Here is a 12,902-nt window from a genome sequence, read left to right as displayed (position 1 = left end):
GAGGGTCCGACACGTCCCAGCACGTGGAAACGATGACCCCGGCATCTGGTTGCATGGGGTCAGGTACTCAGACGAAAGGTGTCGAGTGACGACATGGCGGGAGGTGGAGGGCGTGGGATTCGACGACTTCGTGGATGATCTCGACCCCATGGCAGCACCGGTGGGAACCTTCGGTGCCCAACCCGAAGAGGTCGACGAGGACATCGACGTCCTGAGCCGTGCCGACGAGACCTGGCACCCCGGTCTGGGGTTCCCGGACGGCTACGGCGTGTGCCGCGTGTGGACTGATGAGACCGGGCTGATCACCAAGGTGCGCGTGAGCGCCTCGTGGCGTGAGAAGCTGGGCAAGAAGGTGCACCTGTCGATGCCCTTCGCCCAGGCGTTCGCGCTGGTCAACAGCTACTTCCCGGTCGAGGCGAAGTCGGCGCTGGAGCAGGACAACAACCACCAGGCCAAGTACCCGCTGTCCTGGGAACGGCTGGACACCCTGACCCGTGAGATGGCCAACCTCACCCAGCGGCTCGAAGCCATGGGTGACGGCGGCGCCGGCCACTGGGAGGGCAAGTGCGCGCTGGGGGAGTCCCCGGACAAGCTGGCGGCCATCGAACTGACCGAACACGGCCAGCTGGGGCGGATCATCTTCAACACGCCCAAGCTGGAGGAGTCGCGGATCCGGCAGATCACCGACGCTGTCGTCCGCGCCCACGCCGATGCCCGGGCCAACTTCGTGCCCTCCACCTACGTGGAAGGTGAACGGGACCGGGTGCAGGCCGAACTGAGAGAACTTCGCAACGAGACCCTGGCGATGATGAGACGAGGATTCAAGTGATGGAGGGTTCACCAATGAATAACCGGAACGAGGAAGACAAGCTCAAGCGCGCCCAGGAGAGCGGCGTCGACGGCTACCGTGCCGAGTCCGACGACGAGTTGGGTGACCTGGACATCTACGAAGGCCTGATTGACCCCAGCGGCGGTGCCGGTGGCAAGGGCAAGGGTGGCGGCGGCGGTTCGCCCATGATGATGCCCCCGATGGGCATGGGTGCCGGTGGTGCGGGCGCCGGTGGCGCCGGGCGCATGGGCATGATGCCCGGTGGTGTCGCTCCCGGTGGCATGGGCGCCGGTGGTGCCGGTGCCGGTCTGGGCGGTGGCGCAGGTATAGGTGCCGGCGGTGGCCTGGGTGCCGGTGGCGGTCTGGGTGGCGGCGCCGGGATCGGTGCGGCCGGTGGTCTCGGTGCCGGTGGCCTGGGCGGTGGCCTGCCTGCGGGTGGCCTGGGTGGCGGTACCTTCGCTGCCGGCTCCGGTGGCGGCTACGGCGGCATCGACACCGACGGTGACGGCATCCCCGACACCTTCGCCAACGGCGGTATCGACACCGATGGTGACGGCATCCCTGACTCCTGGCCCAACGGTGGCATCGACACCGATGGTGACGGCATCCCTGACTCCTGGCCCAACGGCACCAACAACGGTGACAACACCTGGCCCGATGGCAACAACAACTGGGGCAACGACGGCAACAACACCTGGCCGAACAGCGATGTCGACTCTGACGGTGACGGCATTCCCGACCACCTCGACTCCACCCCGAACGGGCCGAACTACCCCGATCTCGGCAACGACATCAAGACGCCGAACACGGTCAACCCGAACGGCCTCCCCACGGGCGTCCCCCCGACCTCGCCGGACCTGTCGTCCCCCGACACCAGCGGCGTGACCGGGAACTTCCCGACCCCGACCACCCCGAGCCCGGACACCTCGGGCCTCGGCGGCGGTGGTGGCTTCGGCGGTGGTGGTGCCGGCGACTACGGCACCACGGCGGTCGACACCGATGCGCTGGGGGCCACGGCCACCGGTTGGAACGGCCTGTCTCAGGACCTGACCACCACCACGTCCACCATCGCGCAGCTGGCGAGCCAGGGCACCGAACTGGGCTTCGCCCAGGACATCATCGGCCCGAACTACAACGGGCTGCAGTCCACCATGAACGACTGGGGCACCAACGGCAGCGCGGCCTTCGCCGAGATCGCCGAGAAGCTGACCGCTGACGCGGCGGGGTACATCGACCACGCTTCCGCCGCCATCGACGAGACCCGCACGATCAACTCCTGAGGAGCAGACGCATGACTGAAACGCTGCAGACCATCACCGTCACCCTCCCCGAAGGCGGATCGAGCACCGTCAGCTACTACGGCACCTCCGCAATCCACGCGGTGCTCACCCGGATCCGGGGCTACGTGACCACCTGCAAGCAGAAGGACGACCAGGAGGCAGCGCAGGGTGCGGACACCGCCCAGTGCCCCGACCGGGGTGCCTTCGAGGAGCAGGCCAACGCCATCAAGAACGGCGCCGACACTGCCCTGTCGAACATCTGGAACACCTTCGACACCCAGTTCCAGCCCAAGTCGCAGGTGATCCAGACCCTGGTCAACGACCTGTCGGCGCAGTGGTCCCAGTCGGGCATCGAACTCGACACCATCCAGGGCCATGTGCAGAAGCACATCAACGAGGACAGCTGGCAGTCCCAGGGCGCCCAGGAGTACAAGGCCGCCCTGCCGACCCAGAGCAAGGCCCTCTACGAGTTCGAGGAACTGTGCTACCGGGCCACCAACGTGCTGACCAGCGCCGCGGCCATCAATGCCGCGATCTTCTACTCGCTGTACCAGTCGCTGATCAACATCGAGGAGCCGATCAGGGTGAAGGCCAACACGCCGGTCAAGAACTTGGAGTACTGGTCGGACCACGGCTCGTCCGTCGAGTCGAACGGTTGTGTCTCGTATGAGTACTACACCCGTTCGGCCACTGCGAAGGCGAACCTGGAGGGTCTCGAGTCGTGGTTGAACACCTTTCTGACCACCCAGGGCGAGTGGAGCACGGGTGCCTATCAGGTGGCCGATGACATCCCGCAGACCCAGGGGTCGGTGGCGAACCTGAAGCCCGCCGGCCAGTGGCCCGAGCCGCGGTCGGTGGTCACCGCTGACGCCAACGTTGACGACCAGACCAGCCACACTGGCACGCGGGGCTCCACGAGTGGCCAGACGGTCGATGAGGGGGTCGACCTCAACAACCGCGGCGGCATCTTCGGCTGAGGCTGATCTCGCACCATCGCTGAGCCACACCAGGGCCGGTCCCGCACCCGCGGGGCCGGCCCTGCTGCGTCCCCACGATCGTCCACTCTCGTCTTCGTCCCACGTCTGCAACCCCCATCCGCCGCGGCCTGCAGATGCGGATCGGCACCCGGCCTGCAGACGCGGATGGGGTGTGCGAGGCGCGCAGGTGAACCGCGGCGGTGGCAGGATTGCACCCGACCAACAGCGAGACGACGGGGGACACATGAGGCATCTGCGAACGGTGGCTGCGGCAGCACTGGCACTGGTGGTGATGGCCGGGTGCACCGGCGCCCTCGGCGCCCCCGGCGAACGGGTCAGTGCGGCCGCCGAGCAGGGTGGCATCAGCGAGGTGGGTCGGGTCAGCATCACCAGCAACCAGCTGTGGTTGGACTACAGCCAGGGCAACCAGTACTTCACCGCCACCCGGGTCAAGAACGATGACGTGCAGACCCAGCCTGACTCGATGGGCGAGGGCTGGATCCCGCAGCGCCCCGTCGGCGAGCTCCAGCTGGACGCCTTCACCTCACGGCTGGCAGCCGTCGAGGACTCGTGCAACGAGGGTCGCTACGGCGGCAGGATCATGCCCACGATCGGTGGCGCGGTGGTGCAGCAGATCGGCTGCGGCGACTGGTCGTTCAAGTCGGTCTGGATCGACGACCAGGAGGTCACCGGCATCACCGAGTGGGACGAGGCGACCATCGACCGGGTGCTGGCCGAAGTGCGCGCCGTGCACGGGCAGACCTCCTCCGACCTGGTCTTCCTCACCCCCCGCACGGCCAGCGTGAACCCGGCCTACACGCTGCGGTTCACCTCGCCGCAGCAGACCTCAGCAACCGGCGAGCCCTGCTGGATCACCAGCTCGCGTCATGCCGAGTCGACCCCCGATCGGCCGATCCTGAACTACTCCTCCTGCACCAGTTCCTCGGGGGCATTCTCGGACGAGGACTTCGACCTCGAGCAGGTGAGCGGGGCGAAGATCCTGGCGGCGCTGGCCTCGGGTGCCGAGAAGCTGGGGATCACGCTCAACGACATCGGCGACTTCACCGTGCTGCTCACCGACGGCGAGTTGAAGGTGCAGATGACCGTGGCCTCCGGGGTGTCGGCGAAGGCCCCGATCTGGTCGGAAGTCCTCTGAGCGCAGCCCTGGTCGTCCGGGTTTGGTGACTGTGTTGCCGAACCCGCTGAAGATGACCCGCTGATCATTGAGAATGGACCCGTGAACAGCAGCGGTCGAGGCGCCTGGGATGCCGATGATGTCGGTGAGGAGGACGACGGCCTCGAACGGGTCGGTCACTACCCTGACGCGGCCGAGGAGCCCGACCCGGGGGTCGACAGGTACGGTTCCCCCGGTTCGGACGAGGGTGTCGACAGTCTTCGCGATGGCGATGACCCTGCCGACGACTACCTGGCCGACGACGACCCGGGGCTGTCCAGCGACGAGGACGACGAGGTCGACGAGTCGCAGGCCTGGGTCAAGGAGATGGGTTTCCCCGACCAACTCGGGGTCGTCCGGGTCTGGGTCGACGATGACGCCCTGATCGAACGCGTCCGGCTGTCGATCCACTGGCGTACCCGGCTGGGGGAGCAGACCCTGCAGCAGTCCTTCGGCGTGGTGTTCATGCTGATCAACAACTACCACCGCCTGCAGCAGCGCCGGACCCTGAACTACTACGAACCGGAGCGCGAGGCCGCCGAGCCGCTGTCCTTCGAAGCACTGGACCGGATCCGCGAGCGCAGCGACGAGGTGCGCCGGCAGCTGGAGGCCCTCGGTGACGGCGGACACCCGCAGCTGCAGGGCGAGGAGACGATCGGGGTCGCCCTGCACGGCCGGGTGCAGCTGAAGTTGAACCTGGTCGGCCAACTGGACGGGGTGCAGTTCGACCCGACCTGGCTGCGGACCGCCCGCATCAAGGAGATCAGCGACGCCGTCGTCGAGGCCCACGCGGACGCCCGCCGACGGTTCGTGCCCGCCGAGGTCATCGTCGGTGAGCGGGAGAAGCTGGTCAACGAACTGGCCGGGTTGCGCAACGAGACGCTGGCGATGATGCGCCGCGGCTTCTACTGACATTCATCCACCACACGCACACGACGCTGAGGAGAACACGGTGACTGACCGGGGTCCGGAAGAGGACATGAACAAGCGCGCCACCAGGTCGGGCGTACAGGGCTACTCAGCCGACACCGACGACTGGCTGCACGACATCGACCACGACGAGCAGCGCATCGACCCCAACCGTGAAGTCGGCGGACGAGGACGATCCGGCGGTGGCAGCCCGATGATGATGCCCCCGATGGGCATGGGTGGCGCCGGTGGCGCTGCCGGGGCCGGTGCCGCCGGTGGACTCGGCGGTGGGCTCGGGGCCGGCGGGATGGGTGGCTTCGGTGCCGGTGCACGGGCCGGGACCTTCGCCGGCGGTGGGATGCCGGGCACGACCCCGGCCGGTGCCGGCATCAGCGGCGGTGGGCCCGGTGGTATCGGCGCCCCCGGTGGCGGTGGTATCGGTGGCGCCGGCCTCGGTGGTGGTGGCCTCGGCGCCGGCGGTATCGGCGGTGGCACCTTCGCGGCAGGGTCCGGTGGCGGGCTCGACGGCGTCGACACCGATGGCGACGGCATCCCCGACACCTTCTCCAACGGTGGGATCGACACCGACGGTGATGGCATCCCCGACAAGTGGCCCGGTGGGGGCATCGACACCGACGGAGACGGGATTCCAGACACGTGGCCCGGATCCACCACCAACCCCGGCACCGGTGGCTCTGGGCCCAAGGACCCGTTCGGTGGGGCCCAGACCGGGGGCCCCGGCGACATTGACGTGGACACCACCGAGCTGGACACCGGTGCCAAGGAGTGGGCCACCATGTCCGACCGGATGTCGGCGGTGCTCGCCCGCGCGAACGCCCGGGCGACCACGACCGAGGAGTTCGGCTTCGTCACCGGGCCGAACGGCCAGTACAACGAGATGACCTCGGCCATCACGGCATGGTCGACCAGTGCCAGCGCCGAGTTCGGGGTGATCAGCGACAACCTCGTCGCCGATGCCAGGGCCTACCGCCAGACCGAGCAGCTGAACGCTTCCCAGACCTTCGCGATCACCCAGGAGATGCAGTGATGAACAGTTGGACGACCGTCGAAGAGGTCTACGCGTCCGTGCTGGGCCTGGAGGCCCAACTGCAGAACACCTGGTGGACCGAGAAGGCCCCCGCCGACAGGGCGCTGAGCAAGCTCGACTGGCGCCACTGCGCCGACAAGAAGCGGTTCCGCCGCGAGGTCGGCCAGTTGGAGCAGAACCTGAGGGCCGCCATGTCGGCGCTGAAGGACATCTACTTCACCCACTACGACCCGAAGAAGCGCGTCGTGGACAACCTGATGGACAACCACCACCAGGAGTGGTTCGCCATCATGACCGAGGTCGAGAGCCTGCGCCAGGACATCGGGGACCGGCTCACCACCCTGAACTGGGAGTCGGTGGGCGGCAAGACCTACCACCAGGTGCTGCCGGCGCAGCTGGCGGCGCTGCAGGAACTGCATGGGGTGGCCCTGGCCAACTACGAGGCCACCCAGCAGGTCGCCACCCTCAACACCGCCATCTACGCGGTGACCCGCGACAGCATCGATGCGGTCGCGGCCACCATCAAGGACGAGACCAACCCCGGGGAGTACGAGGGGCGATCGACCAGCTGGTTGGGCTTCGGTTCCGGCTCGTTGAAGGGCTACTACTACACGGCCTCCTACAACGCGCTGGACCACATCCGCCAGCTCAACACCTGGATCCAGACCATCGTGGACGGCGCGGAATGGGGGCAGACCGCGGTCGGCCTCGGCGACTCCATCAAGACGGTGGAGGAGTCACCGGCGATGCTGAAGCCGCACGGGGGCTGGCCGCGGGCCATCGCCCAGGAGGCCGCCGAGTCCACGCTGGAGTCGCTGGGTAGCCACGAGGGTCATGTGGCCACCGCCACCACCCAGGCCTACCAGCGCGGCGTCAAGCTGCGCTGACCCCTCGTGTCGTCCCACCCGGTTACCATGGTCGTCATCCGGACTGCGGTCGTCCGGTAGTCCGGTGGTCCGACGAAAGGTGGAGCATGGTGGAGGCTCGGCACCACGTCCTGGTGGTGGACGACGATGCTGCCCTGGCAGAGATGCTGCAGATCGTCCTGGTCCAGGAGGGATTCGAGGCGAGTTGGTGCAACACGGGCCTGCAGGCACTGCAGGTGTTCCGCGAGACCAAACCCGACCTGGTGCTGCTCGACCTGATGCTGCCGGGCCGCGACGGGGTGCAGATCTGTCGTGACATCCGTCTGGAATCGGGTGTGCCGATCATCATGCTCACCGCACGCACGGACACCCGTGACGTGGTCACCGGGCTCGAGGCCGGCGCCGACGACTACGTCTCCAAGCCGTTCAAGCCCAAGGAGCTGCTGGCCAGGATCCGCACGCGGCTGCGCCGCCTCGAGTCCGAGGGCGCGGTGCAGGACAGCTACGACATCGGCGACCTCACCATCAGCACCCGCAGCCACACCGTCAAGCGGGGCAACCAGGAAATCTCGCTGACCCCGCTGGAGTTCGACCTGCTGCTGGCCCTGGCTCGCCGACCCCAGCAGGTCTTCAGCCGCGACGTGCTGCTCGAGGAGGTCTGGGGCTACCGCCACGCCGCCGACACCCGACTGGTCAACGTCCACGTGCAGCGGCTGCGCTCCAAGATCGAGAAGGACCCGGAACGACCCGAGATCGTGGTGACCGTGCGCGGCATCGGCTACAAGGCGGGTGAGCCGGCCACCGCCGGCTGACCGCAGGACTGACGCCGATCATGAAGCGCCTGCTGGCCGGACCACTGCGGTGGTGGTGGTCGTCGCTGCCGCTGCGCATCGTTGGGTCGACCCTGGTCGGCTCGGTGCTGGTGCTGCTGGTCGGTGGCGCCTTCCTGATGCGGCAGGCCAGCGACGGCATCCAGCAGGGCAAACGCGAAACCGCGGTCGCCGAGGCCAGTGTGGCCCTGGAACGCATGCAGCAGCAGTTGCGTGACGCCGACCTGCAGAACGCCTCCCTCTACGACCGGTTCGGCCAGCTCGCCGACGAGATCGGCTCCCAGCCGAACCAGTACTACCTGGTCATCCAGGGCCCCGTCTCGGGCTTCGTCGCGCCCGGCATCCGCGCCGAGTCCGTCCCCGCCGCGATGTCGGCCACCGTCCTGCGTGAGGGGCAGGGCATGTTCGTGACGCCCACCGAGGTGGTCTTCAGCGACCCCGAGCGTGAACCGGTGCCCGGGCTGGTGGTCGGCGGGCTGCTGCTGAGCCCCAACAGCGTCGACGTCTACCCGGTCTACTTCGTCTTCCCCATGGAACGTGAGCAGGCCACCGTCGAACTGCTGCAGCGCGCCGTGCTGACTACCGGTGGTCTGCTGCTGATGCTGCTCACCGGCATCTCTGTGCTGGTCTCCCGGCAGGTCGTGCGACCGATCCGGCAGGCCAGTGTGACGGCCGGCCAGCTCGCCGAGGGCAACCTGGACCAGCGCATGGAGGTGCGCGGCTCCGACGACCTGGCCAGCCTGGCGAAGTCGATGAACCACATGGCCACCGAGTTGCAGACCCAGATCGGCCAGTTGGAGGACCTCTCCCGGGTGCAGCAACAGTTCGTCGCCGACGTGAGCCACGAACTGCGCACCCCGCTGACCACGGTCCGGATGGCCGCCGAGATGATCTACGAGGCCCGCCACGAACTCGACCCGTCCCTGCGCCGGGCCAGTGAACTGCTGCACAACGAACTCGACCGCTTCGAGGACCTGCTGGGCGACCTGCTCGAGATCTCACGGTTCGACGCCGGTGCCGCCGTCCTCAGCGTCGACGAGGTGGACCTGGTCAGCCTGGTCCGTGACGAGGTGGACGCCCAGGCTGCCTTCGCCGCCTCGGTGGGCTCCGACCTCGTCGTCGAGGCACGCGGCCAGGCCAGTGCCGAAGTCGACTCCCGCCGCATCCGCCGGATCCTGCGCAACCTGATCACCAATGCCATCGAGCACGGTGAGGGCAGGCCGATCACCGTCACCGTCGCCACCGACGAGCATGCCGTCGCCATCACGGTGCGCGACCACGGCGTGGGGCTGCACGCCAGCCAGGTGCGTGATGTCTTCCACCGCTTCTGGCGCGGCGACCCCAGCCGGGCACGGCTGGTGGGCGGCACCGGGCTGGGCCTGTCCATCGCCATGGAGGACGCCCACCTGCACCGCGGCTGGCTCGCGGCCTGGGGCCGGCCCGGCCGCGGCGCCCAGTTCCGGCTCACGCTACCGCGCCGCGCCGGAGGGGTGCTGCATTCGTCCCCGCTGTCGCTGGCGCCACACGACTACACCGCCCTGCCCGACCCGCCGCCGGGCCCCCACGCCCTGCCCGCCCCCGGGCACACCGACGATGGTCCCGCTGCCCCGGATCGTCCCGCTGACCAGGACCGTCCCGACGAGCGCGCCGACGAGGACGGGCCCGGGCGTGACCAGCCCGCCGTGGCCACCCGCGCCCCGGAGGTGCTGCCATGACCCGTCGACCCCCTTGGACGGCCCTGCTCGCCCTGCTGCTGGGCATGGTGCTGGCCGGTTGCGCCAACATCGCCACCCAGGGACCCGTGCAGCAGGTCGGTCCCTCGCCGACCGCGACCGCCACCGGTGGGGTCGAGATCGACCCGCAGCCGCCCGAGCCGGGTGCCGACCCGGAGCGGATCCTGGCGGGCTTCCTGGCGGCCATGAGCACCGGTGAGGCGAACTTCGCCTCGGCCCGGCTCTACCTCACCCCCTCGGCGCAGAAGGTGTGGAACCCCGACAGCGGCACCACCATCTACCAGTCCGAGAACAGCAAACCGGTCACCACCGACACCTCAGCCTCCCTCAACGTGCCCGTGGTCGGACGGCTGGACGCCGAGGGTCGTTACAGCGCCTCCCAGGACCAGCTCGTCCACGATTTCGCGATGGCCGAGGTCGAGGGGGAGTGGCGCATCGCCAACCCCCCGGACGGGCTGCTGATCGCGCGCTACGTCTTCGACCGCTACTACTACCCCCTGCAGGTCACCTTCCTGACCGCCGACGGGGGTCGCTACGTCCAGGAGCCGGTCTACCTGCACGTCGGGGAACTCACCCCCACGGCGGCGGTCAAGGCACTGCTGGCCGGCCCCTCACCCTGGTTGGCGCCGGCGGTGACCTCCGCCATTCCCGGTGACACCCGGTTGAGTGTCAACGCCGTGACCGTCACCGACGGCATCGCCGAGGTCTCCCTGACCGACCAGATCCTGCCGCTGGCCGACGTGCAGCGCATCCAGCTGGCGGCCCAGATCGCCGCCACCCTGGCCAGGTTCGACCAGGTCGACGGCATCCGGGTGCGCATGAACGGGCAGCCCTGGCAGATCCCGGGCCAGGACCCCGACGGCGTGGTCACAGTCGCCTCCTTCCCCCAGTTCCGGCTGCTGGACGACCAGACCGATTCCGCAGTGTATGCCGTCCAGGACGGCCTGATGGGGGTCATCGAGTCGGACGACGAGCGGCGCTTCCGTCCGCTGGGCGGGGCCTTCGGCGCGGGGGGCTGGGGCGACGAACCGGGCCAGTTCGCGCTGCACCGATCGGCTGACTGGATCGGGATGGTCAACCGGCAACGCACAGCGCTCTACCTGGGCGCACCGGAGGGGGCCGCGGTGACCCAGGTGCACACGGGGGTCGACCTGGTGCGCCCGCAGGTGATGCCCGACCGGTCGACGTGGACGATCGACCACGCCAGCGGTCAGCCCACCCTGGTCGTGGTCTCGGCCGGCGGCACGGTGACCCAGGTCGGCCTGCCCGACCTGGCCGGTCGCACGGTGCTGTCGTTCCGGGTCTCACCCGACCGGACGCGCATCGCGCTGGTGGTCAGGCAGGGCGAGAACATCCAACTGGGCATGATGCGGGTGCGGGGGACCGACTCGCTGGTGGTCGACGGTTGGCGTGTGCTGCAGGTGACCTCCTCGTCCGGGCCGCTGACGGCCACCCGTGACGTGGCCTGGTCGGACACCGAATCGCTGCTGCTGGTGGCCGCCACCGACTCGACCAGCGCCTTCAACGTCTACCGCGTCCGCGGCGACGGGGCCTCGGTGGAGAATCTCGGCCCCGCCGGTGGCGGTGGCCAGCCCACCATGATCACCGCCTTCCCACGCAGGGTCGGCACCTCGGCCGGGTTCCTGAGTGATGCCGGTGAGGTCTACCGGCTCGAGGGCGTCTACCGGTGGCAACGGTTGGCCGGTGAGCTGACCGCGTTGAGCCTGGCTGGTTGAGGTGCGCACGATCGATGCGCTGGCCGACCTGCTGCTGGGTGCCAGTTGCCCCGGGTGCGGTCGGGCCCGGTGGGGGACCTGCTCCAGCTGCCGCCGCGAGGTCAGCAGTCCGCAGCTGCAGCTCAGCCCTGAAGGGCTGCACGTGGTGGGGCTGTGCGCCTACGAAGGCGTGGGCGGGGCGATGGTCAGGGCATTGAAGGACGGCGGGGCCTGGTCGGTGGCGAAGGTCTGCGGGCCAGGCCTGGGTCGGGCGCTCGACCTGGTCGCGCCGGCGGGGGTGGCGCTGGTGCCAGCACCCTCGCTGCCCGCCTCGGTGCGCCGCCGCGGCTTCGACCACTCGGCGGCCCTGGCCAGGGCTGCTGCCCGCCCGGGTGACCGGGTGGTGGCGGCCCTGCACCGCTCGCGCCGGGTCGCCGACCAGGCCGGGCTCGACCACGAGGACCGCCTGGTCAACCAGCACGCCAGCATGCTGGCCGACCCGCCCGGGTCGGGGCCCGCAACGGCGGTGGTCGTCGACGACATCTGCACCACTGCCGCCACCGTGCTCGAGGCCAGGCGGGCCCTGCGGCGGGCCGGCTGGAAGGTCGCCGGGGCGGTCGTGGTGGCCATCACCGAGAAACGCATCCCCGTCCGCGGGTCGACTCGTGGGCCCGGCGCGAAATAGAGGGTGAATGAGTGAATTCCCTATGACAGGGCGGTAACGTTGGGTCATGGTACGACCCATCAATCACCAGGGCTCAGGTCGAGGTGTGGGGTGCGTACCTTTTGTGTGCCCGCGGGTTCCCACGCCGACAGGGCAGGCCCGCCGGCCCCGCCGAGCAGCGGCATCGATGCTGCTGCCATATTCCAGGAGGTCGCCATGGACATCATCGTGAGTGGACGCCACTGCCACATCAGTGACGCCATTCGTGAACAGGTCACCGAGCGCATCGCCACCGTTGAGCGGTTCAAGGACCGCGTCCAGCGAGTGGAGGTCGAGTTCACCGTGAACGAGACCAAGGGCTCACCCGATGACGCAGTCGAGGCCGAGATCACCCTTCGCAGCAAGGGACCGGTCGTCAGGGCAGAAGCCACTGCCGAGGACAAGATGGTTGCCTTCGAGAAGGCCATGGAACGGCTCAAGTCACAGTTGCGCCGGGCCAGCGACCGGCGCAAGCACCGCAAGGGCCTGCGCCACCACCACGGCGGCCCGGCCCAGCCCGGCGCACCTCTCGACACCCTGCTGCTGCCCTCCGACGAGGACGAAGGGGTCAGCGAGAACGGCGTCGACCGCCACGTCGTGGCCGGCATCGAGGTCACCGGCGACGGCCCGCTGGTCGTGCGCGAGAAGGAGTTCCCAGCCACCCCGCTCACCCTTGACCAGGCCCTCGACGAGATGGAACTGGTCGGCCACGACTTCTTCCTCTACCAGGACGCCGCCTCGGGGCGCCCCAGTGTCGTCTACCGCCGCAAGGCCTACGACTACGGAGTGATCCACCTCAACGTGAGCTGACCAGCCACGAGCACCCACCCAGCGGTGG

At 68.9% G+C, this 12,902-nt stretch carries 12 protein-coding genes; all 12 read left to right on the top strand.

The window, feature by feature from the left end:
* The first annotated feature begins 112 nt into the window (after positions 1-112).
* Positions 113-829 (top strand): hypothetical protein, encoded by a 717-nt coding sequence (locus ACQE3C_RS14155; RefSeq protein WP_434539795.1) that lies wholly within the window; start codon positions 113-115, stop codon positions 827-829.
* 14 nt (positions 830-843) lie between these two features.
* Positions 844-2,109, top strand: coding sequence for a hypothetical protein (locus ACQE3C_RS14150; RefSeq protein WP_434539794.1), 1,266 nt, complete (start codon positions 844-846; stop codon positions 2,107-2,109).
* Between the two features lie 11 nt (positions 2,110-2,120).
* A complete protein-coding gene (locus ACQE3C_RS14145; RefSeq protein ID WP_434539793.1) occupies positions 2,121-3,086 on the top strand; it encodes a hypothetical protein in 966 nt (321 codons plus the stop codon).
* Positions 3,087-3,330: 244 nt separating this feature from the next.
* Complete coding sequence (locus ACQE3C_RS14140) at positions 3,331-4,242, top strand: hypothetical protein (RefSeq protein WP_434539792.1); 912 nt, start codon at positions 3,331-3,333, stop codon at positions 4,240-4,242.
* 81 nt (positions 4,243-4,323) lie between these two features.
* Positions 4,324-5,172, top strand: coding sequence for a hypothetical protein (locus tag ACQE3C_RS14135; protein WP_434539791.1), 849 nt, complete (start codon positions 4,324-4,326; stop codon positions 5,170-5,172).
* A 40-nt stretch (positions 5,173-5,212) separates the two neighbouring features.
* Positions 5,213-6,217 (top strand): hypothetical protein, encoded by a 1,005-nt coding sequence (locus ACQE3C_RS14130; RefSeq protein WP_434539790.1) that lies wholly within the window; start codon positions 5,213-5,215, stop codon positions 6,215-6,217.
* Positions 6,217-7,104 (top strand): hypothetical protein, encoded by an 888-nt coding sequence (locus tag ACQE3C_RS14125; protein WP_434539789.1) that lies wholly within the window; start codon positions 6,217-6,219, stop codon positions 7,102-7,104. The genes ACQE3C_RS14130 and ACQE3C_RS14125 overlap by 1 nt, the downstream gene beginning before the upstream one ends.
* Positions 7,105-7,190: 86 nt before the next feature.
* Positions 7,191-7,895, top strand: a complete 705-nt coding sequence (gene mtrA / locus ACQE3C_RS14120) for an MtrAB system response regulator MtrA (protein ID WP_434539788.1) — start codon at positions 7,191-7,193, stop codon at positions 7,893-7,895.
* A gap of 20 nt (positions 7,896-7,915) precedes the next feature.
* Positions 7,916-9,628: an MtrAB system histidine kinase MtrB gene (gene mtrB, locus ACQE3C_RS14115; RefSeq protein ID WP_434539787.1), complete on the top strand. Its 1,713-nt coding sequence runs from the start codon at positions 7,916-7,918 to the stop codon at positions 9,626-9,628.
* The gene (locus ACQE3C_RS14110; RefSeq protein ID WP_434539786.1) at positions 9,625-11,382 is read left to right on the top strand and encodes an LpqB family beta-propeller domain-containing protein; all 1,758 of its coding nucleotides are present in this window, start codon (positions 9,625-9,627) and stop codon (positions 11,380-11,382) included. The genes mtrB and ACQE3C_RS14110 overlap by 4 nt, the downstream gene beginning before the upstream one ends.
* Before the next feature lies 1 nt (position 11,383).
* Positions 11,384-12,046, top strand: a complete 663-nt coding sequence (locus tag ACQE3C_RS14105) for a ComF family protein (RefSeq protein WP_434539785.1) — start codon at positions 11,384-11,386, stop codon at positions 12,044-12,046.
* 195 nt (positions 12,047-12,241) lie between these two features.
* Entirely contained in the window at positions 12,242-12,874 is a 633-nt protein-coding gene (gene hpf / locus ACQE3C_RS14100; protein ID WP_434539784.1) for a ribosome hibernation-promoting factor, HPF/YfiA family, read from the top strand.
* Positions 12,875-12,902 lie beyond the last annotated feature (28 nt).

Source organism: Aestuariimicrobium sp. Y1814 (assembly GCF_050113895.1).
Classification (GTDB): Bacteria; Actinomycetota; Actinomycetes; order Propionibacteriales; family Propionibacteriaceae; genus Aestuariimicrobium.
Note: the sequence above shows the minus strand (reverse complement) of the source record. Positions and strands in the feature narration are given on the sequence as shown.

Bases quoted from the DNA above. Each gene is read 5' to 3' on its own strand.
- mtrB (WP_434539787.1), top strand. From the start codon at position 7,916: ATGAAGCGCCTGCTGGCCGGACCACTGCGGTGGTGGTGGTCGTCGCTG.
- ACQE3C_RS14150 (WP_434539794.1), top strand. From the start codon at position 844: ATGAATAACCGGAACGAGGAAGACAAGCTCAAGCGCGCCCAGGAGAGC.
- mtrA (WP_434539788.1), top strand. From the start codon at position 7,191: ATGGTGGAGGCTCGGCACCACGTCCTGGTGGTGGACGACGATGCTGCC.
- hpf (WP_434539784.1), top strand. From the start codon at position 12,242: ATGGACATCATCGTGAGTGGACGCCACTGCCACATCAGTGACGCCATT.
- ACQE3C_RS14140 (WP_434539792.1), top strand. From the start codon at position 3,331: ATGAGGCATCTGCGAACGGTGGCTGCGGCAGCACTGGCACTGGTGGTG.
- ACQE3C_RS14110 (WP_434539786.1), top strand. From the start codon at position 9,625: ATGACCCGTCGACCCCCTTGGACGGCCCTGCTCGCCCTGCTGCTGGGC.
- ACQE3C_RS14145 (WP_434539793.1), top strand. From the start codon at position 2,121: ATGACTGAAACGCTGCAGACCATCACCGTCACCCTCCCCGAAGGCGGA.
- ACQE3C_RS14125 (WP_434539789.1), top strand. From the start codon at position 6,217: ATGAACAGTTGGACGACCGTCGAAGAGGTCTACGCGTCCGTGCTGGGC.